The following is a 25,194-nucleotide window of genomic DNA, read 5'->3' as shown; positions in this document are numbered from 1 at the left end:
GAAGTTAAAGAGATATTTTGCAATCATAGCTATTCTTGCAGTTGCAATGCTTTCAGCATGTGGAGCTGGCGGTATTGATGGGGCTTTAGATTACGAAGTGGAGGATTTTGAATTTACAAACCAGAATGGAGAGCAAGTCGGGTTACAGGATTTAAAAGGCAAGGTATGGGTATCTGATTTTATTTTTACAAATTGTGATACTGTCTGCTTGCCGATGACCTCTAATATGAAAAAGCTGCAAACAATGGCAGAAGAAGAGGGGATCGAAAATATTCAATTTGTCTCTTTCAGCGTCGACCCTGTAAATGATACTCCGGATGCATTAAAAACGTTTGGAGATCTATATGAAGTTGATTATAGCGGCTGGCACTTTCTGACAGGTTATGAACAAAAAGAAATTGAAGAATTTGCTTTGAATTCTTTTAAGGCACTTGTCCAAAAGCCAAAAAATGAAGAACAAGTCATCCATGATACGAAATTTTATCTTGTAAATAAAGAGGGCGTTATACAGAAATATTATGAAGGTGTGACTGGCGTTCCATACGAAGAAATAATAGACGATATTAAAACTTTGCAATAGACCTTTCTTATCGGGTCTATTTTTTCATGATCTACGTAAATAATACAATGTATGAATTAGATAGCAGATAGAGCGGGAAATTACAGCTTAGGTATTTCTTTTCTTGTTTTAAATAAATAGACGCCTTAATGCAGTTCGTATGAGTTCTGCAGGATAAGACTTAACGGCGGACAGAATGAAAGGCTGGTGTTCAAGTCCTATTTTTCAAGACTCTTATGATCATGCTATAATAGAAATACTTCTAAGAGGGGTGATGAAATGGTAAAAAAATTCACCTTTAAACCTTCAACAGCAAGCAATTTATATATATCAGTAAAGCCTCTGTTATTAATTATTATGATTATAAGTATGCTTTTCCTGTCTGCCTGTAATATTGGCTTAAGTAAAAGCAGTGCTGAACATATAGAAAAAAGTGTTGTTTATGCTGAGAAGAAAGAGATCGATCCAGCATTTTTAATGCAAAATCTGGCAATTGTTTCAGTTGGCGATTCATTAACACAGGGTGTTGGGGATAGTACAGGCAAAGGCGGCTATGTTCCCTATACTGAGACTCTGCTGGAGAAAGAGCGCGGAATCGGCGACGCATCATTTGCTAATTATGGTGTGCGCGGCAATCGTTCAGATCAGCTGTTAAAAAAATTAAAAACAGAAGAGGTTAAAGCTTCGATTGAAGAAGCAGATCTAGTCTTAGTTACTATTGGCGGAAATGATATTATGAAGGTCGTAAGGGAAAATTTCACAGCGCTTAATCTGCAGGCTTTTGCTCAGCAAAAGAAGACGTATGAGAAAAATCTCCAGGATGTGCTGCAAACGATTAAAGAATACAATCCACGAGTTAAAATTGGTCTGATCGGTTTATATAATCCTTTTTTAACTTGGTTTTCAGATATTAGAGAAATCGATGAAATTATGAGTGATTGGAATCAAACTAGTAAGACCATGTTGAGCCAATATTCAAATACATTTTTTGTTGATGTAGATGATATTTTTCAAACAGAAGGGGAAAACCTCCTATATACTGATTATTTCCACCCAAATGATCAAGGCTATGAGAAGATGGGGAATCGTATTTATGAGGTAGTGAAAGAAAGAGCATTAACAGATATTTTATTAGAGAAGTCAATGGACAGCTAAGAGGTGAGGAGATTTGAAAAAGAATAAATGGAAGCTGTTTTTTTTCGTTTTGTTGGGATTAAATCTTGCATTATTCGTTTTGTTAGCACTTTTAATTTATACACCAACTGAACATCAGGCCTATGAACAAAAAGAATTAAATGAAAGTGGATATGCTCCTTTTTCTATTAGTGCAAACAAGCAGGATTTGAATGGTGTCATAAACCATTACTTAGAAAGTGAAGGTTTGACAGGTGCGTTCGATTATCAGATTTTCCTAAATGATGATGTGGAACTAATCGGTTCACTGCCTGTTTTTACTCAGGAAATACAGATGAAACTTGCGTTTGAGCCTACTGCCCTCGAAAATGGAGATATTGTATTAGAAAAGAAAGAAATGTCTGTCGGTCAGCTGCAGCTTCCAGCATCATATGTGATGAAATTTGTGAAGGATAACTATGATATTCCGGAATGGGTGGAAATTGTACCTAGTGAGGAGCGTATTTATGTCGCTTTAACGGATATGAAGCTAAAAAGTGATGTGAAAGTTAAAGTAAATGAGTTTAATTTAGAGCAAGATGATATTCGTTTTTCTTTGCTTGTACCTGTTCAGTAAGAAGCAGAACGAAAAGAATAGACTGTTATTTTAAGAGGTGGCCAGAAGGTCACCTCTTTTATTATGAGAATTCCGCAGTATAAAATAGAGTCATTAAATGCAGCTTCACATCATTAAGACATCTAATTTAGGGCGGCCTGTAATAGATCCAACGAGAAAAATAGTGTTAATTGTATTTGCCTTAAAGACTATATTTTCGATTGGAAATATATGATTATCACTTCCTGCTACTCTTGCATGCAGATGAACGGTTATGGGAGAGATGCCAAGATATTCGCTTGCTTGCCGGTAGCTGATGCTATGAAACACAACATCCCCATTTTTAACGGCTAGATCAATGGCTGGTGCATCTGTTGATAAATGAATAAATCTAAATGACGCTTCACCATGCGGAACGATTTGATCATCTTCAAATATTGTACCTTTTATAGCTTCTCCAATACCTGATATGGTAATGGTGTATGCCTTGCCCGGTTCTATCTCCATCACTTGGTGCAGCAATCTTTGATCGGAATTGCCTGCTGGATGTACATCAAGCTGATACGTACCGGAAGGCAAAGCTAAGTAACTGCTTCCATTAGAATAACGAAAGTTTTGTAAAATCTTAGAACCATTTAAGTATATATCTGCTTTTTCTACATCATGTGCAGCATGAAGCAAGCGAACTCTGCTTGGCAGGACCTGCAGAGGCTGGAGAGAGTTCGTTCTGGAATGCTTCATCGCTGAATAAATGTGCTGTAAGTATTTTTGGTAATACTTTGTATACTTTTCAATATCTGTGTACTTATAATAGTCAGCTTTTATTCTATAGTGTTCAGCTTTCATAAAATGAGGCTGTGTTGATGTGTGATTCTCCAAAATGGTGACCTCCTAACAATGGTTATAAAAGTATGTAATAGCAGATTATGCGAATTGCATTAGGTGAGTGTCTAAAAAACCAAAGAATTAAGGATGACATGATAAACTGTTTGCTTTTTCTGAATTTAGTGATATAATAAAAAAATCAAAAGTGAAAGGGTGATGTGTTATGGCAAGTTTATTTGTAAATCAAACGTTAATTGAATGCACTAGCACAGCCCAAATGGATTTTAATCTGTAAAGTTTATAGAAGAAAGTATGTTTTTTTCTCTTTCGTTTATTAAACCATGGGCTGTGTATGCCTATGGTTTTTATTATTTTATAAACGAAAACGGAGGAAATAAATTTGACATTAAAAAATTTAGGTTATGACGATCATTTTGAAGGTTTTTTTAAACCATTTGAGAAAGACGGATATGTGGCTGGAAGAGTCACATTAGAACATAAACGATCTTACCGGGTAGTGACAGAAACAAGAGAATTACTTTGTGAAGTATCAGGAAAATTTTCTTTTGAAGCAACCGAAAGAGAAGATTACCCTGCTGTTGGAGACTGGGTTGCCGTGAAAGAAATGAGCGGAGAAAACCGTGGCATCATTCACCGTCTCCTGCCGAGAAAAAGTAAGTTTTCAAGGAAAGCTGCAGGTGTAAGTACGGAAGAACAAATTGTGGCAACAAACGTGGATACTATTTTTTTAGTCAATTCATTAAATGAGGATCTTAATGTAAGAAGAATTGAAAGGTATTTACTATTATCATGGGAAAGCGGAGCAAATCCTGTCATTGTTTTAACTAAATCTGATTTATGCAGTGATCTTGCCTCGAAAATTGCTCAAATTGAATCAGTAGCGCTTGGTGTACCTGTCATTTCAGTTAGTGTTGTGACAGAGGAAGGTCTTGATCAATTGACATCTTATCTGCAGCAGGGAAAGACAGTTGCTTTATTGGGATCATCGGGTGTTGGCAAATCCACTTTAACAAACTTTTTTCTTGGAAATGAAAAGCAAAAAGTGCAGGAGATTAGAGGTACAGATGATAAAGGAAGACATACGACAACACATCGTGAATTAGTTTTACTTCCAAACGGCGGTATTTTAATTGATACCCCTGGAATGAGAGAGCTGCAATTATGGGATAGTGATCATGGAGTTAGTGAGAGCTTTAGCGATATCGAAAAGGCTGCCATGGATTGCAAATTTAGAGATTGTCAGCATGAAAAAGAACCTGGGTGTGCTGTAAAGGCAAAGATAAAGGCTGGAGAGATAGAAAAAGCAAGGTTAAACAGTTATAAAAAATTGCTGAGGGAGCTGGCTTATCTAGACCGAAAACAAGATAAGCGGGCACAGGCAGAACAAAAAAAACTCTGGAAAAGTGTATCAGTTCAATCGAATAAGCGATAAAAGGCAAAAAGCGCAGGATCCTGCGCTTTTTTATATTGTTATTAACTTTTTTTATCAGGTGCCATGTAAGCATTTATGGCTTATAGCATTTCCTTTTTCTCTTTATAAGTAACCATCGCACTAAAAAAGAAGACCGGCGAAGCATATTGGATATGAATGACTTCAATACGAGGATCATTGATAAAATGATTGATTCTGTCGTCCATTTTTGATTCGGTCCAGCCATATAAAGTTTTTACTTTCATCTTTAAACCTCCCTCTAGATTTTTTCCCTGTGTACTTAGCCTTCATCTAGTCTATTTTCTTGCATAATATCTAATTTTTCTTTACTCTTATGTTGAATGCGTTAAACCTCTTCGAATAGGGAATAAGTATGAAGAGAATGTGAAAGAGGTGGACGGAATGGAAAATCAGCGAAGCAATTTAGCTACATTTGCAGGGGGATGCTTCTGGTGCATGGTAAAACCATTTGACGAACAGCCTGGAATTATTGAGGTATTGTCAGGTTATACAGGCGGCACGAAAGAAAATCCAACCTATGAAGAAGTCTGTTCGGAAACAACAGGTCATTATGAAGCTGTTCAAATTAAATTTGATCCAGAGGTATATCCTTACGAAAAGCTTCTTGAATTATACTGGCAGCAAATTGATCCAACGGATGCTGGCGGCCAGTTTTACGACCGTGGTCAATCGTATCAGACAGCTATTTTTTATCATGACGAACAGCAAAAAATGCTGGCAGAACAATCAAAGCACGATCTCGCGGAAAGCGGTAAATTCCAAAAGCCGATCCAAACAAAGATTTTGCCTGCATCTGTCTTTTATCCTGCAGAAGATTATCATCAGCATTTTTACAAAAAGAATCCGACTCGGTATAATGCTTACCAGCAAGGATCTGGTCGAGCAGACTATATTAAAAGACATTGGGGTGAATAAAAATGACCAATCAGAAGGACTTAAAAGAGAAGCTTAGCCCAATGCAATATGATGTAACTCAGAACAATGGAACTGAGCCGCCTTTCCGCAATGAATATTGGGATGAATTCGGAGATGGCATTTATGTAGATATCGTATCAGGTAAACCTCTATTCAGTTCACTTGATAAATATGATGCAGGCTGTGGATGGCCAAGCTTTACAAAACCAATTGAAGACGAAGAAATTCTTGAGAAAAAAGATCTAAGCCATTTTATGGTTAGAACCGAGGTAAGAAGCAAATCAGCTGATTCTCATCTTGGGCATGTATTTGACGATGGTCCGGGACCCTCAGGTCTTCGTTATTGCATCAACTCAGCTGCATTACGATTTATTCCGAAAGATCAGCTGCAGGAAGAGGGCTATGAAGTTTATCTAAAATTGTTTCAAGAAAAATAAAAGTAAAAGGTGATTATGATGTTTAAAAAATTATTCGGTAAGAAAGAAGAAGTAAAATCTGTAGACATTTTGGCACCCCTTTCTGGTGCAGCTGTTTCTTTAGATACTGTACCTGATCCTGTTTTCGCAGAGAAAATGATGGGTGATGGTATTGCTATCGAACCAACTGAAGGTGTTGTTGTTTCTCCTGTAAAAGGAGAGGTACTTCAAGTGTTCCCTACAAAGCATGCGATTGGGCTTAAAGCTGAAAATGGAGCAGAAATCTTGATTCATATCGGTTTAGAGACTGTTTCTATGAATGGAGAGGGCTTTGAAGCACATGTTTCAGAAGGCTCAAAGGTAGAAGTTGGAGATCAGCTTGTAACTTTCGATATGAACCTGGTAAAAGAAAAAGCTAAAAGCACGATCACTCCAGTTATTATTACAAATACTGACCAAGTTTCACTGGAAAAACAGTTAGCATCTTCTGTTCAGCGAGCATCGAATGTCGTCATGACAGTAACAATGAAGTAATTGAGACATATATACGTTCTCTTTTTAACAAAAGCCTAAAAGCAAATTGCTTTTAGGCTTTTGTTTATCATAAGAATCGAATGACTAATCCGTAATGATTGATGATATGGCTACAGTGTGATGATCTGTTGTGTTGTTAATCGATTTTTCACCTTTTGATACAAAAACAACTGTATGTTTCTTATTTTCTAAGCCGCTGGCAATATATAAATATCTTTCTCTTTCAAATGGCCACCAAGTTGAAATTTCGGTAATCCAATTGCCATTCAGATAAACATCTGCTTTTCCTCCTATTTCACTGCGCAACGCGCGTATACCGAGCATTGTGCCTGTAAAGGAATATTCCAGTGTATCCCCTTTTGATTCGCTAACCCAATAATTCTTTTCCTTTGTAAATCCACTTGACATATGCACATCATGTATTTCCTTTAAGCTGATATCCGCATTAGGAAAAATAGGTTCTGCCAAGTAAGCAATACTTTCCTGTTTAGAAGTAAGTTCCTGTAGTGTTTCTAATACGGCAGCGCTATACAGCTCATATCCTTGGTCATTAGGATGGACCAGATCAGTCGTCAGTTGATCTGCAGGGTATTCAGATTTTGAAAAAGGAAGGCGCATATCTATATTTTTAGCATGATAATGATAGGTAATTTCTTTAATACTATCGGCAAATTCATCTTCCTTCAAAGAGCTTTCTGTAAACGTAATAATTTCACTGTTAGGGTAGGTCTGTTTCGCTTTTCTTATTAATGCTTCATATGTGTGAGCAAATTGAGTGACATCCATATATTTACGATCATTTTCACCAAAGACGATAAAAATTAGATCAATATGTTCAAGCTGCTTTGCGTTTTGGAGTTTGTATAAGCCCTCAAATGCGGTAGCGCCACTTTGGACAAGCAGATGTCTTTCCGTTTTCACCCTGTATTTTGCAAACAGTGCAGCTTCCATTTTCCTGAACCAGGTTTTAGATTTATGTGAGGCACCAGAGCCTCTGCCTATGCTGTCTCCTATGATTAAATAGCTGATTTCTTCTCTTTTTGCCAGTTTTTCGTAAAGATTTGCTGATTCAGCCACACCTTTTGAAGAAGAAAAATAATTAATTATAAACGTTATTCCAGTAACTGCAGCAATAATAAAAACGAAAATTCTGATTTTTTTCTTTAGCATATAAGTTTTCCCTCGCATTTATGTACTAATCTTATCGTAACGTAAATGTAACATAAATGAAAGATAAAGAAACAATTGGAAATTTTAGAATATGGGCGAATGCACACTCAGGTCAAGCACCTATTACATAAGTTAATATTGAAAATGCCTAATACAAATGAGGAGTGGATATTGATGAACTACGGATATAACTACGGATGCGGAGACCCTTGCTACACACCTGGATACAGCTACCCAGTTGCTGGTGCATATACTGGTCATACAGGCGGATTTCAAGGTTTCGCATTAATCGTTGTGTTATTTATCTTGTTGATTATTATCGGCGCAAGCTGCTACGGAAAATAAAATATGAATGACTCAAAGAAACTGCCTGTTACAGGCAGTTTTTTTGTATGAAAGAAACCGTCGTTAAGATCATATAATTGAAAGAATTGACAAGAATGAGGTGGGAACAGTGGATCCTTCTTATTTAATTAAACCACTGCTTGATGAAACATATCCGGTTATTGATTATGGCAAAGGAGTCTACTTATTTGACATGGACGGAAATGACTATTTAGATGGAAGCTCTGGAGCGATAACAGCCAATATTGGTCATGGTACAAAAGAGATTATCCAGGCAGCGGCGCAACAGGCTGAAAAGGTTTCTTTTGTATATCGCTCTCAATTTACAAGTGAAGCTGCTGAAAAGCTGGCATTAAAATTGGCTGAATTGGCAAAAGGTGAATTGAACTGGAGTTTTTTTGTTAACAGCGGATCTGAAGCAACTGAAACAGCTATGAAAATTGCCATTCAATATTGGCAGGAACAAGGTGTTTTTACAAAAACAAAAATTCTTTCACGATGGATCAGCTATCATGGAATTACGCTTGGTGCCTTATCCATGTCAGGACATAAAGGACGACGAGCACGATTTATGCCTCTTCTCGAAGATTGCCCTGTATTGCCGCCTCCTTATTGTTACCGATGCCCTTATGATGAAATCGAGGGCAGCTGCCAGTATAGCTGTGCACATGAGCTTGATCTTTTAATTAAAAGGATTGGACCAGAACATATAGCAGCTTTTATTGCCGAACCGATCGTTGGAGCTGCCGGAGCAGCCCTGACACCTCCAAAGGACTATTACAAGATTATAAAAGAAATCTGTAAAAAGCATGGCGTCCTTTTTATTGCGGATGAAGTTATGACCGGTTTTGGCAGAACGGGAAAAATGTTTGCGGCTGAGCATTGGGACGCAGCTCCAGATATTGTTGCATTAGGAAAAGGGATGGGAGCAGGTTATACGGCGATCGCAGCTGCTTTAGTCAGTGATTCTGTGATGGAACCAATTCTAAAAGGCAGCAAAAGCATTATGAGTGGACACACCCTTAGTGCAAATCCGCAAAGCTGTGCCGTGTCTTTAGCTGTTTTGGATTATTTAGAGAAGAATGATCTTGTAAAGCAGGCAGAAAAAAAAGGCATTTATTTAATAAATCTTCTTCGGAAACTGCAAATCTCCTTTCCTTTTATAGGTGATATTCGCGGGAAAGGATTAATGATTGGCCTTGAATTTGTGCAAGATCCAACCAAAAAGACTGTATTCCCGCGTGAAATGCTGTTTACGCAGCGTCTCATTTCAACTGCTCAGAAGAATGGTTTGCTTCTTTATCCAGCTGGTGCTGGTGAAGATGGAATTCATGGCGATGCTATTATAATTGCTCCCCCTTTAACAATTACTGAACCCGAAATGGATGATTTAGGGAAACGTCTTGAGAAAACGTTTCAAATGATGATAACTGATAGCAGTTCTACAAAGGAGGAAGGTGCATAAATTTGGTTAAACCTTTTAACAAGAAAACATCGTTCGATAAAATAAAGCATCTATTTACAAATGAAATGACGATTATGTATGGCGGTTTTGGAGGAATTGGGACACCGCCTGGACTAATTGATGAAATTTTGGACAGCGGGGCAGAAAATTTGCATTTAATAGGAAATGACACGGGATTCCCAGACATTGGAATTGGTAAAATTGTTTGTGCCGGAAGAGCAAAATCGATTATTACTTCACATATTGGCTCAAATCCTGTTGCTGGACAATTGATGACAGAAGGTAAGCTGGATATTGAGTTTTCACCGCAAGGTATTTTAGCAGAAAGAATTCGGGCAGGCGGAGTGGGAATACCCGCCATCCTTTCTGATATTGGAACGGAAAACTCCTTTATAGCAAATCATAAACCAAAAGTTAAGCTGGAGAACACAGAGTATTTAATTGAAACGGCTTTAACCGCTGATATCTCCATTGTTTATGCAAAACAGGCAGATCCATACGGAAATTTAATTTATGACAAGAGTGCACGAAATACAAACCCGCTTGTTGCCATGGCAGGCGAAATCACGATTGCTGAAGTAGAGGAAATTGTTCCTGTGGGGAAACTTCATCCTGATCAAATTGTGACTCCAGGTGTTTTTGTGGATTATATCGTTGTATCTGAGGGGGTGAACTGGAAATGGGTTTGGGAATAGATCACCGCAATAAAATGGCGAAAAGAGCCGCTGCTGAAATTACAAATGGGATGATTGTCAATCTAGGGATCGGAATTCCTTCTCTTGTGCCGAATCATCTTCCAGATGAAATCCAAGTCATTTTTCATGCGGAGAATGGTATAACCGGGATAGGTCCAAGCCCAGAAATAGGGATGGAGGATGCTAATTTATGTAATGCAGGCGGTTTGCCTGTCACCTTAAAAGAGGGCGGATCCTATTGCGACAGTACGATTGCTTTTGGAATGATCAGACGGGGATTATTGGATATGACCATTTTAGGTGCATTACAAGTAAATGAAGAAGGAGACTTGGCGAATTGGATTGTGCCAGGCAAAAAGGTTCCAGGCATGGGTGGTGCAATTGAACTTGCACAAAAGTCTAAAAAGGTTGTTGTCTTAATGAATCACACCGATAAAAACGGAAAATCAAAAATTGCAGCAAAGTGCTCTTTGCCGCTCACTTCCCCTAAATGTGTCAACTTAATCATTACGGATCTGGCGGTCATTGAAGTAACAGAGCAAGGTCTGCTGCTGAAGGAAGTATTTTCGCCTTACAGTATTGAAGATGTAATTCATTCCACCGATTGCCAGTTAACTATCGCAGAAAATGTAATATGGCATGAAGAGTGAATGCTTTTGCAGAAAGGAGGCAGGAAAGTGAATACAACGGTAAAAATTAAGCAATGGCTGCATAAGAATGAACATCGAGGGATCAAGCTGTTGCAGCAGCTTGTACAAGAAAATAGTGTAAGGGAAAATGAAAGCAGTGCCCAGGCAGTCATTATTGAAAAATGCAGAAAGCTGGGTCTTGAACTTGATATATGGGAAATTGGCAGTGATGAGCTTAAAGAGCATCAGGCATTTTATTGTGACCGTAAAGATTTTTCTGGCACCCCAAATGTCGTAGCCGTAAAAAAGGGAAGCGGAGGCGGTAAGTCGATTATTCTAAATGGTCATATTGATGTTGTGCCTGAAGGCAATGAAAAAGATTGGATCCATCATCCATATAGTGCTGTGGTCGAAAATGGGAAGCTATATGGTAGAGGCTCAACTGATATGAAGGGCGGTACGGTCGCTTTATTATTAGCTATGGAAGCGATTTCATCAGTGGGTGTTCAATTAAAAGGAGATATTATTTTTCAAAGTGTCATAGAAGAAGAGAGCGGCGGAGCTGGCACATTGGCAGCTATTTTAAGAGGTTACAAGGCGGACGGGGCGATCATTCCGGAACCTACCAATATGAAAATATTTCCTAAACAGCAAGGCTCCATGTGGTTCAGAATTACGGTGAAAGGAAAATCAGCACATGGCGGCACACGTTATGAAGGAGTTAATGCGATAGAAAAGAGTATTCTGGTTATGAATGCTTTAAACAGATTGGAAAAAATGCGGAATGATCAGATTACCGATCCTCTATATAAAAATATTCCGATCCCCATTCCGATCAATATTGGAAAAATAACAAGCGGGCAATGGCCCTCCTCTGTTCCTGATCTGGCCTGGATTGAAGGAAGAATTGGAGTTGCACCGCATGAAAAAATGGAAGACGCTGCAGTACAGCTTGAAACCTGTCTGAAAGAACTGGCAGATGTTGATCCGTGGTTTAAAGAGTTTCCGGCAGAAGTAGAATGGTTTGGAGCCAGATGGCAGCCGGGCAATTTAGAAACAAATCATGAATTAATTCAAACAGTAGCAAAAGCTTATAAGAAAGTAAAAGGAATTGAGCCAGTGATTGAAGCATCTCCATGGGGGACGGATGGAGGTCTGCTCGCTAATGTCGGAAATACACCAGTTGTTGTCATTGGACCGGGTGTGACAGCCGCAGCACATGATGTAAACGAATATATCGAATTAAAAGAGGTATTTACGGCTGCTGAAGTTATTGCTGAAGCAATCATGAATTGGTGCGAAATACGTGATGAACAGGGGGATTGAGGATGTCAGATATCTATTTGAAAACAGCTATTCCGGGGCCGAGGGCAAAAAAGCTGCTTGAAGCAAAGAAACAGCATGTACCCAGAGGTCCGTTTAATACAGTAGAAACCTTCGCAGCAAAAGGAAACGGAGCACTTTTAACAGATGTTGATGGCAATACGTTTCTTGATTTTGCCGGTGCCATCGGTTCATTAAATACAGGTCATTGTCCACAGCGAGTAGTTGATGCTTTAAAAAAACAGATCGATTTATATCTGCATCCAAGCTTTCATGTCATGATGTATGAACCTTATATAAAGCTTGCTGAAAAACTCAATGAAATAACGCCAGGATCACATCATAAAAAGACCTTTTTCTTAAGCACAGGTGCCGAAGCGGTGGAAAATGCGATTAAAATTGCAAGAAAATATACCGGAAGAAAAGGGATTATCTCCTTCGAGCGCGGCTTTCATGGCCGCACATACATGTCCATGTCACTGACAAGCAAGGTGAAGCCATATAAATATGAGTTTGGGCCCTTTGTTCCAGAAACCTATAAATGGCCATATCCATACTATTACCGAAATGAACATGGTGATCAAAAAGGATTGGATGATATGCTTCTCGCTCAATTTCATGATTTTTTCCTAAATGAAGCCTCTCCAGAAGAGATCGCTGCGGTCATTATGGAACCTGTACAAGGAGAAGGCGGCTTTGTTATTCCATCATTGTATTTTGTACAGCAGGTGAAAAAAATCTGTGAAAAACATGGGATTTTGTTTGTTGCCGATGAGGTGCAAACAGGATTTGGACGGACAGGGAAAATGTTTGCAATCGAACATTTTGACGTTATTCCTGATTTAGTAACGATGTCAAAATCAATTGCAGCCGGTTTACCGATTAGTGCCGTAACAGGCAGAGCCGAAATAATGGATGCCCCGGGCGTAGGAGAGATTGGGGGAACATATGGCGGAAGTCCGCTTGGCTGTGTCGCAGCATTAGAGGTTATTGACATGATCGAAGAAGATGGCTTGCTCGCACGCGCGGATCATATCGGAAGCTTTTTTGCTGAAAAATTCTCAAGACTTCCTTTACAATATAATAAGGTAGGCGAAATTAGAGCTTTAGGAGCAATGTGTGCCATTGAATTTGTTAAAGATTCAGTATCAAAGGAGCCGGACAAAGAGCTTGTTCAGAGCATTACAGCACTGGCACAAAGCCGAGGTTTAATCATTATGAGTGCTGGGTTATATGGCAACATTGTCCGCCTGCTAACTCCTTTAGTTGTGAGTGATGAACAGCTGGAGGAAGGCTTCTCAATTTTAGAAGATGTTATAAAGGAATGCTGTCAGACAGGAGGATAAAAGATGAAGCAACATTTATGGATTAATGGAAAAAACGTTGAAACTAACACTTATTCTACATTAAAAAGTCCTTACAGCGGCACGGTGATTGCAGAAGTAGCTTCTGCAGCAGCAGAGGATGTAAACCTGGCAATTGAAGCAGCAGAAGAAGCTGCTTCTGCACTTAGAGAGATGCCCGCACATAAAAGGGCGGATATTCTCGAAAAAGTGGCAAGTTTCCTTGAAAGAGATCGGGAGGACTGTGCTAAGATCATTGCAAATGAAGCCGCTAAGCCAATAAAAACGGCACGAGGTGAAGTGGATCGCACCATCATGACCTATAAATTTGCTTCTCAGGAAGCCAGAAGAATTTATGGAGAAACCATTCCGATGGATGCAGCGCCTGGCGGAGAAAATCGTATTGCGTATACGATGAGAGAACCCCTTGGAATCATCGGGGCTATTACACCATTTAATTTCCCAATGAATCTAGTCGCTCATAAAATTGGGCCAGCTATTGCAGCAGGCAACACGGTTGTCCTTAAGCCTGCATCGCAAACTCCCCTTTCAGCCTATCGCATTGCCCAATATTTTCATGAAGCAGGCTTGCCGTCAGGTGCACTAAATGTAGTTTCAGGCAGCGGCAAAACCATCGGTGATCTTTTGGTCACAGATGAACGCCTCTCAATGATTACTTTTACAGGCAGTCCAGGCGTAGGACGGTCTTTAAAAGAAAAAGCCGGACTGAAAAAGGTGACACTCGAATTAGGCTCCAATTCTGCGGTAATTGTCGATGAAGGAACAGATCCAAAGAAAGCGGCAGAGCGTATCGCAGCTGGTGCATTTGTATATGGAGGCCAAGTGTGCATTTCGGTACAGCGCATCTTTGTACATGAAACCCTGGCGGAAAGCTTCTCAGAATCATTTTTACAGGCAGCCAAAAACTTAGTTACTGGTGATCCTTTAAATGAAGAAACCGACCTTTCAGCCTTAATCTCAGAGGATGATACGAACCGTGCACTAGAGTGGATTAATAGTGCTGTAAGCCGCGGAGCACAGCTGGCTTTGGGAGGAAACACAGAGAATGGTATCCTTCAGCCTACTGTTCTGCTAAATGTGCACGAACAGGAGAAGGTTTCTTGTGAGGAAGTGTTTGCCCCAGTTGTTCATATCAATTCATTTTCACAGTTAGAGGATGCCGTTAACATGGTAAACACATCGAAATATGGCTTACAAGCCGGCATCTTCACTCAAAATATCCAGCATGCAATGCAAGCAGCGAAAAAATTAGAGGTTGGAGGGGTTATGATTAATGACTTTCCAACCTTCCGTGTAGACCATATGCCTTACGGCGGTGTTAAGGAAAGCGGCACCGGCAGAGAGGGAATTAAGTATGCGATTGAAGAGATGACTGAGCTGAAGCTTATTACCATTAAGCTTGATTGATAGAAGCAGTATTCAGGACCCGGTTTTCCGGGTCTTTCTTTTCATATACTTAAACTAAATGATGATTGGATGGTGAGGGTGTGGGCAAAACAGTCGAATTCGAAAAAGATGCTTGTAAGCTTATCATATATATGGACCCTTTTAATAAAAGAATTCGTGTTGATAAACTGATAGGAAGTCTTTTAGAATCTATAAAGTATGCAGAAGAGATTGCCCGGGAGAATCAAGCAGAAAAATTAATTGTCAAAGGGAAGCTTCAGGATTTACCCATTTTTCAGGAGCAGGGTTTTTCTTTAGAAGCTAAGATTGATCAGTTTTTTAGGGGAACCGATATGTACTTTTTCTGTAAATATTATTCTAGCGAACGCAGAAACAGTGAGCATTGGATTGAAGAGGATGATGTATTACAGTCTGTGCAGGATAAAGAAGTTTCTGAGAAGACTGCTATTATGCTGCCGAAACCATATAGATTAAAGGAGCTTTCTGCCGAAGATGTTCAAGCTATGGCATTGCTCTATCAAACGGTATTTGAAATCTATCCTGTACCGCTCCACGATCCGGTTTACATCCGTAAAACAATGGAAGAAGGAACCGTTTATTATGGAGTGTATTTTGGAGAAGAACTTGTGAGTGCTGCTGCAGCCGAAATTGACTGGGAGCATGGGAATGCAGAGCTGACAGATTGTGCGACACTTCCTCAGCATAGAAAGCATCAATTAATGAAAATTCTTCTTGTGCAGCTTGAAGAAGTTTTAAAGAAACATAACATTTATTGTGCTTATTCCATCGCAAGATCTTTATCATTTGGCATGAATGCTTCCCTTCATTCACTCGGATATAAATATCGCGGCCGTTTAACTAAAAATTGTTTTATTTTTAATAAGCTTGAGGATATGAATGTGTGGGTGAAAGATTTATCTGCTCATTAAGGCTGCTGAAAAACGGGCACTATGTGCCGAGTTTTTGGCAGATGCAAAGGGAGAGGGTGGTGCGCATGAATCAGCAGATTTCAAGAGAGGTGTTAGATGCGATTTTAAAAGGGATTGACGAAGCAATTCATGTAGTCGATCTGACTGGCACCACGATTTATTATAATGATGTAGCGAGTAATCACGACGGGCTGAAAGCGAATGAAGTGGTTGGAAAGCAGCTACTTCAAGCATTTCCATCACTAAACAGCCAGTCAAGTACATTGCTGCGGGTGATTCATACAAGTAAGCCGATTTTAAACGAAACACAAGTTTATGTGAATATCCATGGAAAGAAAATTGAAACGGTCAATTCAACCTATCCGCTATATGTAGATGGCGAACTAGTTGGTGCTGTTGAGATCGCGAAGGATTACACAAGATTAAAAGCCATCTCAGAAAAATTACTGCATTTACAGAGCCTTATGTTTACACCACAGCAAAAACGAAAAAAAGCAACACAGCATATATATACATTTGATAACTTACTAACACTTAATAAAGAGTTAATGGAAATTAAGGAGCATGCTAAAAAACTGGCAAGTTCTCCATCACCGATTCTTGTTTTTGGGGAAAGCGGAACGGGCAAGGAATTATTTGTACAAGCAATTCACCAAGCCTCGACTGCTACAAAAGGTCCTTTTATAACACAAAATTGTGCAGCCATTCCTGAAGCCCTATTGGAAAGCATCCTATTTGGCACAACGAAAGGAAGCTATACCGGTGCACTTGACCGTCCAGGATTGTTTGAACTTGCTGATGAAGGGACTTTGTTTTTAGACGAAATCCATGCAATGCCACCTGAGCTCCAGGCAAAGCTGCTGCGAATTCTGGAGGATGGTGAACTTCGGCGCGTTGGCTCGGTAAAAAGCAAAACTGTGAATGTACGTGTGATTGCTGCCATGAACATTCATCCAAAAGAAGCGATTGAAAAAAAAATGATGCGAGCAGATTTGTTTTATCGGCTGAATGTATTAACATTTGAACTCCCGCCCTTAAGAAAAAGAAAAGAAGATATTCTGTATTTATCCAATTACTTTATCGGACAATATAATAATTTGTTAGGCAAGCAAGTGCAAGGTCTGTCAACACAAGTTGAATATATATTCTTTGACCATTCCTGGCCAGGCAATGTCCGAGAACTAAAACACACGCTCGAATATATGATGAATTTATGTGAAGAACAGATGCTGACAGAGGCCAATCTCCCCATTATGCTTAAATACAAAAAAGCGGATGCGGCGATGGGCTCCGCGCCATTAAAGGAGAAGATGATGAAATTTGAACAGGAGTTAATACAACAAGCACTAGAAAACTCAGAAGGAAATATCAAAAAGGCAGCACAATTCCTGCAAATCCCCCGCCAAACCTTACAATACAAAATTCAAAAATACAATATTAGTACTGCCGAAAATTCGGCAAATCATTAAAGAATAGAACTCCTCCTCATTCGGATATTCAGAGAATAGAAGTGCAGCTAAGCTTAATGGTCGGCTAACAGGCTCGCCAGCCGGCAAAGTCGCATGATTTTAGTCTTTTGAATATGTTAATGCAAAGGTTTTAAACTTTGGCATGAATCTTGCATCCTATATTTATGAAAGAGGATAAAGGGGGAGTTTGCATGAAATACAATTTATATAAGCCTGAAAGACATTGGAAAGAGATTGAACTTTGGAAAGATGTACCCGACGAAAAATGGAATGACTGGCTTTGGCAGCTGACAAATACGATTCGAACTCTCGACGATTTAAAAAAGGTGATCAACCTAACAGAAGATGAAGAAGAAGGCGTGAAAATTGCGACAAAAACGATTCCTTTAAATATAACACCCTATTATGCATGGCTCATGAATCCAGATGATCCCCGCTGTCCAATTCGAATGCAATCAGTTCCCATCTCAAAGGAAATGTACAAAACGAAATACGACCTGGAGGATCCGCTTCATGAAGACGAAGATTCACCTGTTCCCGGGTTGACACATCGTTATCCTGATCGTGTATTATTTCTTGTCACCAACCAATGCTCGATGTACTGCCGCTATTGTACTAGAAGGCGGTTTTCGGGACAAATTGGGATGGGAGTGCCAAAAAAACAGCTTGATGAGGCAATTGACTATATTGCATCTGCCGAAGAAGTTAGGGATGTTCTTATTTCAGGCGGTGACGGACTGTTAATTAATGATCAGATTTTAGAATATATTTTAAAAAGACTGCGTGAAATTGATCATGTCGAAATTATTCGAATTGGCACTAGAGCACCAGTTGTTTTTCCACAGAGGATTACCGAGAATTTATGCAATATTTTGAAAAAATACCATCCTGTTTGGCTCAATACCCACTTCAACACATCCATTGAGATAACGGAAGAAGCAAAAAAAGCATGTGAAATGCTCGCTGATGCAGGAGTTCCTGTTGGTAATCAGGCAGTTATACTCGCTGGTATCAATGACAGCGTTCCGATTATGAAAAAACTGATGCATGATCTCGTTAAAATCCGAGTACGTCCATATTATATTTATCAGTGTGATTTATCTGAAGGAATCGGACATTTCCGTGCACCAGTAGCAAAAGGGCTGGAGATCATTGAAGGACTGAGGGGGCATACTTCGGGGTATGCAGTGCCAACCTTCGTCGTCGATGCACCTGGCGGCGGCGGAAAAATTGCATTACAGCCTAATTACGTGATTTCCCAAAGTGCAGAAAAAACGGTGCTGCGTAATTTTGAGGGCGTGATTACAACGTATCCAGAGCCAGAGAATTATACAGCAGGAAAAGCGGATGATTATTTTGCACAAATCTACCCTGATGTTTCAAAAAAGCAATCCAATGTAGGTATTGCAGCGTTAATGAATGACACAGCATTCAACCTTGTCCCAAAAGGACTTCAGCGATTAAATCGGCGTGAACTGTATGATCAGGACCCTGCTCATAACTCTTTAAAGGATAAGCGGGAAAAGCGAGATGAGCTAAAGGAAAAGAAATATCTTGCAGAACGAAAAAAAGCTGGCCAAATCAGTAAAGAGGGGGAGAATGTTGATGGGCAATAACTGTGGTTGGTGTGAAAGTGGCCATGTGAATATAACAAAGCAATCGGTTTATTGGGAATTGCCAGAAGGAACAAGAGCGATTGAAATTACTGATACCCCATCTATTTATTGTAATGATTGTCATATGATTTATCAAAATGATGAAATGGTGAAAAATATCGAAGATCAGTTATTCCTTATCAATCGTAAGCAATTAAGCGACGTGATTTCATATAAAGATCTTATGGAGATGGAAAGAATATTAAAGAGAAACTATTTCGATTTCTAAAATATCTTAATAACAAACTGTGTTATTTCAATAATTATTTTAAGAAAAATCGCCCTCTTGCTGGGGTGATTTTTTTGAATGACGGACATGCTGAAACCCAGTAGGGGCGTAGGGGAGATATCAACTAACCACTAGAATTGTAAAGAGTTCTTTAGTACAGGCTAAAAGAGTTTAATTGCGAAAAAACGTCTTTAGTGGATGTAAACACGGACTTGAATGTTGTAGTCCTGCCAACAGAAAATGGTGAAACCTTAAATTCTTGTTCTGAAACAATTTATGACATCATTGCAACTGTTAAGAAAGACGGATCTCTAATGAACAATGCATTTATGGCTTGACCTTGGCCTTAACCTTGGAAATATGAATGAGGATAAGAAGGCGGAAGATTTTTTAATTCTTGATTTAGACCTTCACTTGGGTCTTAATGATTAGAACCAGTCTAAATAAAAAATACCAGCTTGCTTCTTGTTAAAGTGCTTGCTGAAATTCGCGACTTTAGCTTATACAAAAATTTTAATTGAAGCAACCGAGTGACAAAGTAAGAGAGTTCTGCGACGGCAGAGCTCTCTTTTTTACCGTATTACGAAGCGTAACTTAATTGATTGATTTGGTTAGGATCTCATATGCCAGGTACTGTTTCCGACTTCAATCTAAAGGGTAAAGAAAAACGAATGAAAATTAATCAAACATCCGGAATCAATTTGAAAGGAGATTTTTATGGGACACTACATCAACACCAAAAACAATGTACAAATATATGCAGAAGATATCGGAGATGGACAGCCTGTTATATTCCTACATGGCTGGCCATTAAATCATGGAATGTTTGAATATCAAATGAATGAGCTCCCAAAACACGGGTTCAGGTTTATTGGAATTGATTTGCGTGGTTATGGAAAATCAGATCGACCATTTAATGGATATGATTATGATACGATGGCAGACGATATTCATGGTGTTATTCAAAAGCTTGATATAAATAATGCTGTTCTTGCGGGTTTTTCAATGGGCGGGCCAATCGCTCTCAGATATATGTCGCGCTACGATGGAGACAGAATTTCAAAACTGCTGTTACTTAGCCCAGCAGCACCTATTTTTACAAAACGGGATGACTACCCTTTTGGAATGGAGAAAGAGGAGGTAGACACTCTGATTGATCAGCTGAAGACAGATCGTCCACACGCAATTGCATCTTTTGGAGAAAAGTTCTTTGAGAAGGAGCCTTCTGAAGAATTTCAACAATGGTTCTTAAATATGGCTGTTTCTTCATCTTCATATGGTACCATACACTCAGCTATTGCATTAAGAGATGAAGACCTTCGCAATGAGCTGTCAGGTATTGCAGCACCAATCACGATCCTTCATGGGAAAAAAGATCAAATTTGTCCATATGATTTTAGCGTGCAGCTGGCTGACCAGCTTCCTAATGCAAAGCTTGTTCCTTTTGAAGAAAGTGGTCACGGTGTTTTTCATGATGAACCTGAAAAATATAATAAACAAATTCTCGAATTTCTTCAATCCTCTTCATTAGAATAAGACAGAAGCCGTATTCCTAAATGAGGCCTGGCGTGTGCCGGGTCTTATTTAAGTTTTGTTCCACTGAAATACAGCGTCTCAGTTTATGAATTTATATGGTCGCATATTTTTCTTCTTGATTTATTTTGTCTATTCAATCATCATATAACTAATTCTTAATGAAACAGAGAGGCGTTTAATATGGCTAAAACCTTTTATCATTTTTTAATGAAGTACAGACATCCGAATCCAAAAGACGAAATTAGCCAGTTTGCTAATGACGCTTACGAGGATCATAGCTTCCCAAAAACTTCTGAAAACTACGAAGAAATTAGCTCGTATCTCGAGTTGAATGGGAGTTATTTACAAAGTATGATGGTTTTTGATGAAGCATGGGAGCTTTATTTGCTTTCTGAAGGATAACATACTGTCTTTTTGACACAACACCATATAATTGAAAAAAACACTCATTACGCTGGAGTGTTTTTTTGCTGTGTACTTCAAAAGGCAGATTCAAATCTGATGAAGCGAATTTTATCGTTTATGCATATACTATTGTATTCAAAAGCTGCGGTGATTCATTGAGAGGATGGAGGAAATGAATAATCGGAAGAAAGCAAAATACAATATCGGCGATACAGTCGTCATTATTATATATGGTACGGTTGGGAAAATTACAGATGTAAAATGGCTGGATGATATGTATGTGTATGAAGTGAATAAAAGTGAAGGCTTATATGTTGAATCAAGCTTACAGTTGTTATCAGATTACAAAGGAAGTATTGTTGAAAAGGAGCATGTAGATATTGAATATCAATATTTTATCGGTGATTTAGTGCAGATAAAAGGATATGGTACAGATATTTTCAAAATTGTTGGTTTTCGTACTGAAATATGGAGATACAAAGAGGATGCCTGGGAGGATGTAATCTATGAGCTCTCAAGGATGAATGATGGCGAATGGCTGGAAGCCTCAGAAGAAGAAATAACACTTCTTGCTGATGCAGAAAGTGCTGAGGCTTTTATACAAAAACTCGGTACTCTTTATTTAATGAACAAAAAAGAAAAATTGCCTGAATTAAAGGAATCAAAAGCCACTTTCAGAAAAGCCGAGAAAGACCTTCTGGCAATCAAGCAGGATAAGCAGGAGCTAATCGATGGACTCCTTGATATTTATAATGATTATCAGATCTTATACCGTTTGTTCCAGGATGAAGAATACAAATATATTATGCGTATGATTATTAGAAAATTAAAAAACTTAGCTGAAAATGATGGCAAAAGCACCGTTTAACTAGATGAAAAGTTGAAGGATGCTATACCCAACAACCGGAATCCCTATTAATAAAAAGGTCTGGAACATTTTTTGAAGCCCTTTATTTAAGAAATTTATTATTTTACCTTGATCATCATTTACATCTTCAATAAATGCTTCGGCTAAGCAGGATATTTTTTTCATGTCATTACCTCCGGATAAATAGTGGGATGAAAGCTGTATATGAATCTATCTTTATGCCATTTTTAGTCTGTCTAGAACGATTTGCTTTCAAATAAGAGGTATTAATAGATAGGAATGTAATATGTGCACATGAAACAGTACTGTCTGTCATACATTTGGTACAAAGGGGGCGTTGCTATGAGGGAAATTGAGGTTTTTATTGATACGGAGGAGATTGCAGAATTTTTCTTTCATGAGCTGGCGAAACGGGGGTATGTCCCAACTGAGGGTGAATTAGACGATCTAGCTGACATTACATTTGAATATTTACTGCAAAAATGCATTATTGACGAACAAATAGACGATGAATAAAAGTTTAATCCAGGACCCAATAGGTGACGATCAAGATGGCGAATAACATTCGCCATTTTTGCATTTTAATGAAACTTAAATTCTTTTAAAACGTATACATACAGAAATTTAAAATACCTTTGTAATGATCCGGGAGGGAATAGGATGTCTTTTTTTAATAAGATGCTGGCTAGTGTAGGGATTGGGTCTGCTAAAGTTGATACAAAACTTGAAAGTGATAAAGTAATGCCTGGGAGTGAAGTAAAGGGAATTGTTGAGATTCAGGGAGGAAATACTGAGCAGCATATTTCTGACATCTATTTAACTTTAAATACAACCTATATTAAAGAATCAGATGATAAGAAAGTAAATGTGACAGGACAAATTGAACGTTATCATATTACTGAAGCTTTTACATTAAACGCCAATGAAAGAAGAGAGATTCCCTTTTCTTTTATTCTGCCGTTAGATACACCGCTCTCTTATGGTAGAACGAAAGTCTGGCTGGCAACGGGCCTTGATATAAAAAATGCTGTTGATCCAACTGACAAGGATTATATTACAGTCATACCGAATGAATTAGTAAATTCCGTTTTACATGCGGTTTCTAACCTGGGATTCCGAATCAGGGAAGTTGAGTGCGAACAGGCACCTCATCGTTTACGAAAAAGACTTCCATTTATCCAAGAATTTGAGTTTGTCCCAACATCAGGTGCTTTCCGAGGACGCTTGGATGAGCTTGAAATCGTCTTTTTCCCTGTCTCCCAAAACCAGACAGAAATCTTAATGCAGGTTGATCGAAAAGCGCGCGGTTTAGGCGGCTTCTTATCAGAAGCGTTGTCAATGGATGAGTCTAATTTAAGGTTAATGATTCATCAAAGCGATATACCAAATCTGCAGCAGAAATTGCAATCAGTCATTGCACAGTATTCATAAAGGAAAAAAAGATGGGGAATGGCCTCATCTTTTTTTTGTCAGAAAATGGGACCCAACCTTCTCTCTGGGCATACATAATGTTTAAAAAAGCAGGAATTGCTCGACTTAGCTAAAAAAATGTAAAATATCTTTTCTAAATCGACAAAAATAGAATGTTTCTGATAAAGGAAACGACAAGCCTAATCTCTAAACTGTTATACAAGGAAAGGACTTAGTTATATCCATTACTATGTAAACATTTGGAGGGATGTAGATGCTGAAGGAATTAACAAAAACTAGAAAGAAACAATTTGATGTCACTATTTTTCAAACACCAATGTTTAACCAGAAAAAGGGGTATAAACAAGTTTACCGCATCATGGTGGAAAGTGCAGATCATGATGAATGTTTAGGCAGTGTGTTCAAAAAATTTAATGTACTAGATCGGCTTCCTGCTGATTTTCGGGGCAGATATATTTCTACTGGAGATATCCTCTATATAGATGAGGGTCGTCGCGGCCAGTGCTATTACCAGCTTCAGCCAGGCGGCTGGCAGGAAATTAATCGAATTCATATACGGTAATCTATTTTCCCTAAAAGAAGGAGTGAACCTCCCCTTCTTTTAGGGAGTTTTCATTTTATTCTCTATTATTTATGTGAACCGGGACCGTTTTTACGCCCCCCGCTAGCTGAATATTCTTTTCCGTGAGCCTCTTGTTCGGCGATTATTGCTTCTTCGGGAATATGATTATTTTTCTTTGGTGAATTAATTCGATTGCGATGTTTTTTTCCCATATTGGTTCCCCTTCCTTTTTTAAAAGATACTGCGGAATATGTGTTAGCTGTGCATTTCTCACTAAAAACTTGAGAAGCTAACAATAGTTTGTCCATGATGAGTTTTCTCATTCTGGTGCTGAAGGTTTCTTCGCAAGTATCTATATGGTATATTGTGAATGTAACAAGAGTTAACACAGTTAGAAATTGGGAGGTTTTTTTAATGAGTGTACATATTGGAGCAAAAGAAGGCCAAATTGCTGAGACGGTGTTATTGCCGGGAGATCCGCTCAGAGCAAAATATATTGCTGAGACCTTTTTGGAAGGTGCAGAATGCTATAACGAAGTCCGTAATATGTTCGGATATACAGGCACATATAAAGGAAAACGCATATCAGTTCAGGGAACTGGTATGGGGGTTCCATCCATATCTATTTACATTAATGAATTGATGAACAGCTATAATGTCCAAAACCTAATAAGGGTAGGTACTTGTGGAGCAATCCAAAAGGACGTAAAAGTTAGAGATGTTATCCTTGCGATGACTGCATCAACAGATTCTCAAATGAATAGGCTTACTTTTGGCGGTGTTGATTATGCGCCAACTGCTAATTTTGATCTTTTAAAGAAAGCATATGATTCCGGTCTTGAAAAAGGCTTGAACTTAAAAGTTGGAAATGTTTTTACTGCAGATATGTTTTATAACGATAATGCTGAGCTGGAAAAATGGGCTGAATATCAAATTCTTGCGATTGAAATGGAAACAGCTGCACTCTACACGCTTGCTGCTAAACTGGATCGCAAAGCATTATCTGTGTTAACGGTAAGCGATCATATTTTAACTGGTGAAGAAACGACAGCAGAAGAAAGACAAACAACCTTCAACGAAATGATTGAAGTTGCTTTAGAAGCAGCTATTAAAGAATAAGCAATGTTAAACTAAACTGGCCGGTTTGGCCAGTTTTTTATTTTGATAATCGAGTAAAGACGGTTATGAAAAATTGTATAAAATTTACCATTAACGACATTTTTCGCATTCATTTCTTGATCATGCTAAAATAGAGTGGAA

General features: G+C 38.6%; 31 protein-coding genes. 26 read left to right on the top strand and 5 right to left on the bottom strand.

Annotated features, from left to right (window positions below; genetic code table 11):
* The first annotated feature begins 46 nt into the window (after positions 1-46).
* From J1899_RS13550 to J1899_RS13540, 3 genes are all read left to right on the top strand, one after another.
* Complete coding sequence (locus tag J1899_RS13550; RefSeq protein WP_066451545.1) at positions 47-580, top strand: SCO family protein; 534 nt, start codon at positions 47-49, stop codon at positions 578-580.
* A gap of 258 nt (positions 581-838) precedes the next feature.
* Entirely contained in the window at positions 839-1,714 is an 876-nt protein-coding gene (locus J1899_RS13545; protein WP_246586486.1) for an SGNH/GDSL hydrolase family protein, read from the top strand.
* Between the two features lie 13 nt (positions 1,715-1,727).
* Positions 1,728-2,309 carry a YpmS family protein gene (locus J1899_RS13540; RefSeq protein ID WP_066444507.1) on the top strand — a complete coding sequence of 194 codons (582 nt, stop codon included), beginning with the start codon at positions 1,728-1,730 and terminating at the stop codon, positions 2,307-2,309.
* Positions 2,310-2,414: 105 nt separating this feature from the next.
* Here J1899_RS13540 and J1899_RS13535 read toward each other — a convergent pair whose 3' ends face one another.
* On the bottom strand, positions 2,415-3,167 hold the full coding sequence (locus tag J1899_RS13535) for a DUF4397 domain-containing protein (protein ID WP_214474498.1): 753 nt from the start codon (positions 3,165-3,167) through the stop codon (positions 2,415-2,417).
* 346 nt (positions 3,168-3,513) lie between these two features.
* On the opposite strand from J1899_RS13535, the gene rsgA reads away from it, so the two are divergent.
* The gene (rsgA, locus tag J1899_RS13530; RefSeq protein WP_066444512.1) at positions 3,514-4,566 is read left to right on the top strand and encodes a ribosome small subunit-dependent GTPase A; all 1,053 of its coding nucleotides are present in this window, start codon (positions 3,514-3,516) and stop codon (positions 4,564-4,566) included.
* A gap of 80 nt (positions 4,567-4,646) precedes the next feature.
* Here the strand turns inward: rsgA and J1899_RS13525 are convergent, their stop codons facing one another.
* Positions 4,647-4,811 (bottom strand): hypothetical protein, encoded by a 165-nt coding sequence (locus J1899_RS13525; protein ID WP_180320207.1) that lies wholly within the window; start codon positions 4,809-4,811, stop codon positions 4,647-4,649.
* 157 nt (positions 4,812-4,968) lie between these two features.
* On the opposite strand from J1899_RS13525, the gene msrA reads away from it, so the two are divergent.
* From msrA to J1899_RS13510, 3 genes are read left to right on the top strand one after another with little or no spacing between them, the layout of a single operon-like run.
* Positions 4,969-5,502 carry a peptide-methionine (S)-S-oxide reductase MsrA gene (msrA, locus tag J1899_RS13520; protein ID WP_066444513.1) on the top strand — a complete coding sequence of 178 codons (534 nt, stop codon included), beginning with the start codon at positions 4,969-4,971 and terminating at the stop codon, positions 5,500-5,502.
* A gap of 2 nt (positions 5,503-5,504) precedes the next feature.
* Positions 5,505-5,939 carry a peptide-methionine (R)-S-oxide reductase MsrB gene (gene msrB / locus J1899_RS13515; RefSeq protein ID WP_066444518.1) on the top strand — a complete coding sequence of 145 codons (435 nt, stop codon included), beginning with the start codon at positions 5,505-5,507 and terminating at the stop codon, positions 5,937-5,939.
* Positions 5,940-5,957: 18 nt separating this feature from the next.
* The gene (locus J1899_RS13510) at positions 5,958-6,452 is read left to right on the top strand and encodes a PTS sugar transporter subunit IIA (protein WP_214474496.1); all 495 of its coding nucleotides are present in this window, start codon (positions 5,958-5,960) and stop codon (positions 6,450-6,452) included.
* A gap of 84 nt (positions 6,453-6,536) precedes the next feature.
* On the opposite strand, the gene J1899_RS13505 is transcribed toward J1899_RS13510, so the two are convergent.
* Positions 6,537-7,622, bottom strand: a complete 1,086-nt coding sequence (locus tag J1899_RS13505; RefSeq protein ID WP_214474494.1) for an SGNH/GDSL hydrolase family protein — start codon at positions 7,620-7,622, stop codon at positions 6,537-6,539.
* A 174-nt stretch (positions 7,623-7,796) separates the two neighbouring features.
* Here J1899_RS13505 and J1899_RS13500 point away from each other — a divergent pair, with 174 nt between their 5' ends.
* The 15 genes from J1899_RS13500 to J1899_RS13435 all read left to right on the top strand — a co-directional run bounded on the left by J1899_RS13500 (position 7,797) and on the right by J1899_RS13435 (position 21,941).
* Entirely contained in the window at positions 7,797-7,967 is a 171-nt protein-coding gene (locus J1899_RS13500; protein WP_066444527.1) for a YjcZ family sporulation protein, read from the top strand.
* A 109-nt stretch (positions 7,968-8,076) separates the two neighbouring features.
* A complete protein-coding gene (locus J1899_RS13495) occupies positions 8,077-9,432 on the top strand; it encodes an aspartate aminotransferase family protein (RefSeq protein WP_214474492.1) in 1,356 nt (451 codons plus the stop codon).
* A gap of 2 nt (positions 9,433-9,434) precedes the next feature.
* Positions 9,435-10,127, top strand: coding sequence for a CoA transferase subunit A (locus tag J1899_RS13490; RefSeq protein WP_214474490.1), 693 nt, complete (start codon positions 9,435-9,437; stop codon positions 10,125-10,127).
* Positions 10,112-10,777 carry a 3-oxoacid CoA-transferase subunit B gene (locus J1899_RS13485; protein WP_214474488.1) on the top strand — a complete coding sequence of 222 codons (666 nt, stop codon included), beginning with the start codon at positions 10,112-10,114 and terminating at the stop codon, positions 10,775-10,777. The genes J1899_RS13490 and J1899_RS13485 overlap by 16 nt, the downstream gene beginning before the upstream one ends.
* 27 nt (positions 10,778-10,804) lie before the next feature.
* On the top strand, positions 10,805-12,082 hold the full coding sequence (locus J1899_RS13480; RefSeq protein ID WP_246586485.1) for a peptidase: 1,278 nt from the start codon (positions 10,805-10,807) through the stop codon (positions 12,080-12,082).
* 2 nt (positions 12,083-12,084) lie between these two features.
* Positions 12,085-13,425, top strand: a complete 1,341-nt coding sequence (gene gabT / locus J1899_RS13475) for a 4-aminobutyrate--2-oxoglutarate transaminase (RefSeq protein ID WP_214474477.1) — start codon at positions 12,085-12,087, stop codon at positions 13,423-13,425.
* Positions 13,426-13,428: 3 nt separating this feature from the next.
* Positions 13,429-14,850 carry an aldehyde dehydrogenase family protein gene (locus J1899_RS13470; protein ID WP_214474475.1) on the top strand — a complete coding sequence of 474 codons (1,422 nt, stop codon included), beginning with the start codon at positions 13,429-13,431 and terminating at the stop codon, positions 14,848-14,850.
* A gap of 131 nt (positions 14,851-14,981) precedes the next feature.
* Positions 14,982-15,779: a putative beta-lysine N-acetyltransferase gene (gene ablB / locus J1899_RS13465; protein ID WP_214478842.1), complete on the top strand. Its 798-nt coding sequence runs from the start codon at positions 14,982-14,984 to the stop codon at positions 15,777-15,779.
* Positions 15,780-15,844: 65 nt separating this feature from the next.
* Positions 15,845-17,248, top strand: coding sequence for a sigma-54 interaction domain-containing protein (locus tag J1899_RS13460; RefSeq protein ID WP_214474473.1), 1,404 nt, complete (start codon positions 15,845-15,847; stop codon positions 17,246-17,248).
* Positions 17,249-17,439: 191 nt separating this feature from the next.
* Positions 17,440-18,864, top strand: a complete 1,425-nt coding sequence (gene kamA / locus J1899_RS13455; RefSeq protein WP_214474461.1) for a lysine 2,3-aminomutase — start codon at positions 17,440-17,442, stop codon at positions 18,862-18,864.
* Positions 18,854-19,132, top strand: coding sequence for a YokU family protein (locus J1899_RS13450; protein ID WP_214474452.1), 279 nt, complete (start codon positions 18,854-18,856; stop codon positions 19,130-19,132). Before kamA ends, J1899_RS13450 begins: the two co-directional genes overlap by 11 nt.
* Positions 19,133-19,344: 212 nt before the next feature.
* Positions 19,345-19,470, top strand: a complete 126-nt coding sequence (locus J1899_RS22750) for a hypothetical protein (protein WP_281420580.1) — start codon at positions 19,345-19,347, stop codon at positions 19,468-19,470.
* Positions 19,471-19,849: 379 nt separating this feature from the next.
* Entirely contained in the window at positions 19,850-20,668 is an 819-nt protein-coding gene (locus J1899_RS13445; RefSeq protein ID WP_214474449.1) for an alpha/beta fold hydrolase, read from the top strand.
* A 180-nt stretch (positions 20,669-20,848) separates the two neighbouring features.
* Positions 20,849-21,070 carry a YozE family protein gene (locus J1899_RS13440; RefSeq protein WP_066444575.1) on the top strand — a complete coding sequence of 74 codons (222 nt, stop codon included), beginning with the start codon at positions 20,849-20,851 and terminating at the stop codon, positions 21,068-21,070.
* A gap of 175 nt (positions 21,071-21,245) precedes the next feature.
* Positions 21,246-21,941, top strand: coding sequence for a hypothetical protein (locus J1899_RS13435; RefSeq protein ID WP_214474447.1), 696 nt, complete (start codon positions 21,246-21,248; stop codon positions 21,939-21,941).
* On the opposite strand, the gene J1899_RS13430 is transcribed toward J1899_RS13435, so the two are convergent.
* Positions 21,942-22,106: a hypothetical protein gene (locus tag J1899_RS13430; protein ID WP_156495746.1), complete on the bottom strand. Its 165-nt coding sequence runs from the start codon at positions 22,104-22,106 to the stop codon at positions 21,942-21,944. It lies immediately after the preceding gene.
* A 177-nt stretch (positions 22,107-22,283) separates the two neighbouring features.
* On the opposite strand from J1899_RS13430, the gene J1899_RS13425 reads away from it, so the two are divergent.
* From J1899_RS13425 to J1899_RS13415, 3 genes are all read left to right on the top strand, one after another.
* A complete protein-coding gene (locus tag J1899_RS13425) occupies positions 22,284-22,457 on the top strand; it encodes a YozD family protein (protein WP_066444583.1) in 174 nt (57 codons plus the stop codon).
* 144 nt (positions 22,458-22,601) lie between these two features.
* A complete protein-coding gene (locus tag J1899_RS13420; protein ID WP_066444585.1) occupies positions 22,602-23,372 on the top strand; it encodes a sporulation protein in 771 nt (256 codons plus the stop codon).
* 253 nt (positions 23,373-23,625) lie between these two features.
* Entirely contained in the window at positions 23,626-23,934 is a 309-nt protein-coding gene (locus J1899_RS13415) for a YodL domain-containing protein (protein WP_214474444.1), read from the top strand.
* A 65-nt stretch (positions 23,935-23,999) separates the two neighbouring features.
* Here J1899_RS13415 and J1899_RS13410 read toward each other — a convergent pair whose 3' ends face one another.
* On the bottom strand, positions 24,000-24,242 hold the full coding sequence (locus J1899_RS13410) for a hypothetical protein (protein WP_214478978.1): 243 nt from the start codon (positions 24,240-24,242) through the stop codon (positions 24,000-24,002).
* Between the two features lie 106 nt (positions 24,243-24,348).
* Between J1899_RS13410 and deoD the strand changes: the two genes are divergently transcribed.
* A complete protein-coding gene (gene deoD, locus J1899_RS13405; RefSeq protein WP_214474436.1) occupies positions 24,349-25,053 on the top strand; it encodes a purine-nucleoside phosphorylase in 705 nt (234 codons plus the stop codon).
* Positions 25,054-25,194: the final 141 nt, after the last annotated feature.

The organism is Cytobacillus gottheilii (assembly GCF_018582665.1).
In the GTDB taxonomy this organism is placed as follows: domain Bacteria; phylum Bacillota; class Bacilli; order Bacillales; family Cytobacillaceae; genus Cytobacillus; species Cytobacillus gottheilii.
The sequence above is the reverse complement of the archived record's forward strand: the minus strand, read 5'-3'. Positions and strand labels throughout refer to the sequence as shown.

What these genes read in the sequence shown, in the direction of transcription:
- J1899_RS13550 (WP_066451545.1), top strand. Translation starts at nt 47, where the DNA reads ATGCTTTCAGCATGTGGAGCTGGCGGTATTGATGGGGCTTTAGATTAC.
- J1899_RS13545 (WP_246586486.1), top strand. Translation starts at nt 839, where the DNA reads ATGGTAAAAAAATTCACCTTTAAACCTTCAACAGCAAGCAATTTATAT.
- J1899_RS13525 (WP_180320207.1), bottom strand. Translation starts at nt 4,811, where the DNA reads ATGAAAGTAAAAACTTTATATGGCTGGACCGAATCAAAAATGGACGAC.
- msrA (WP_066444513.1), top strand. Translation starts at nt 4,969, where the DNA reads ATGGAAAATCAGCGAAGCAATTTAGCTACATTTGCAGGGGGATGCTTC.
- msrB (WP_066444518.1), top strand. Translation starts at nt 5,505, where the DNA reads ATGACCAATCAGAAGGACTTAAAAGAGAAGCTTAGCCCAATGCAATAT.
- J1899_RS13510 (WP_214474496.1), top strand. Translation starts at nt 5,958, where the DNA reads ATGTTTAAAAAATTATTCGGTAAGAAAGAAGAAGTAAAATCTGTAGAC.
- J1899_RS13505 (WP_214474494.1), bottom strand. Translation starts at nt 7,622, where the DNA reads ATGCTAAAGAAAAAAATCAGAATTTTCGTTTTTATTATTGCTGCAGTT.
- J1899_RS13500 (WP_066444527.1), top strand. Translation starts at nt 7,797, where the DNA reads ATGAACTACGGATATAACTACGGATGCGGAGACCCTTGCTACACACCT.
- J1899_RS13485 (WP_214474488.1), top strand. Translation starts at nt 10,112, where the DNA reads ATGGGTTTGGGAATAGATCACCGCAATAAAATGGCGAAAAGAGCCGCT.
- gabT (WP_214474477.1), top strand. Translation starts at nt 12,085, where the DNA reads ATGTCAGATATCTATTTGAAAACAGCTATTCCGGGGCCGAGGGCAAAA.
- J1899_RS13470 (WP_214474475.1), top strand. Translation starts at nt 13,429, where the DNA reads ATGAAGCAACATTTATGGATTAATGGAAAAAACGTTGAAACTAACACT.
- ablB (WP_214478842.1), top strand. Translation starts at nt 14,982, where the DNA reads ATGGACCCTTTTAATAAAAGAATTCGTGTTGATAAACTGATAGGAAGT.
- J1899_RS13460 (WP_214474473.1), top strand. Translation starts at nt 15,845, where the DNA reads ATGAATCAGCAGATTTCAAGAGAGGTGTTAGATGCGATTTTAAAAGGG.
- kamA (WP_214474461.1), top strand. Translation starts at nt 17,440, where the DNA reads ATGAAATACAATTTATATAAGCCTGAAAGACATTGGAAAGAGATTGAA.
- J1899_RS13450 (WP_214474452.1), top strand. Translation starts at nt 18,854, where the DNA reads ATGGGCAATAACTGTGGTTGGTGTGAAAGTGGCCATGTGAATATAACA.
- J1899_RS13445 (WP_214474449.1), top strand. Translation starts at nt 19,850, where the DNA reads ATGGGACACTACATCAACACCAAAAACAATGTACAAATATATGCAGAA.
- J1899_RS13440 (WP_066444575.1), top strand. Translation starts at nt 20,849, where the DNA reads ATGGCTAAAACCTTTTATCATTTTTTAATGAAGTACAGACATCCGAAT.
- J1899_RS13435 (WP_214474447.1), top strand. Translation starts at nt 21,246, where the DNA reads ATGAATAATCGGAAGAAAGCAAAATACAATATCGGCGATACAGTCGTC.
- J1899_RS13430 (WP_156495746.1), bottom strand. Translation starts at nt 22,106, where the DNA reads ATGAAAAAAATATCCTGCTTAGCCGAAGCATTTATTGAAGATGTAAAT.
- J1899_RS13425 (WP_066444583.1), top strand. Translation starts at nt 22,284, where the DNA reads ATGAGGGAAATTGAGGTTTTTATTGATACGGAGGAGATTGCAGAATTT.
- J1899_RS13420 (WP_066444585.1), top strand. Translation starts at nt 22,602, where the DNA reads ATGTCTTTTTTTAATAAGATGCTGGCTAGTGTAGGGATTGGGTCTGCT.
- J1899_RS13415 (WP_214474444.1), top strand. Translation starts at nt 23,626, where the DNA reads ATGCTGAAGGAATTAACAAAAACTAGAAAGAAACAATTTGATGTCACT.
- J1899_RS13410 (WP_214478978.1), bottom strand. Translation starts at nt 24,242, where the DNA reads ATGGACAAACTATTGTTAGCTTCTCAAGTTTTTAGTGAGAAATGCACA.
- deoD (WP_214474436.1), top strand. Translation starts at nt 24,349, where the DNA reads ATGAGTGTACATATTGGAGCAAAAGAAGGCCAAATTGCTGAGACGGTG.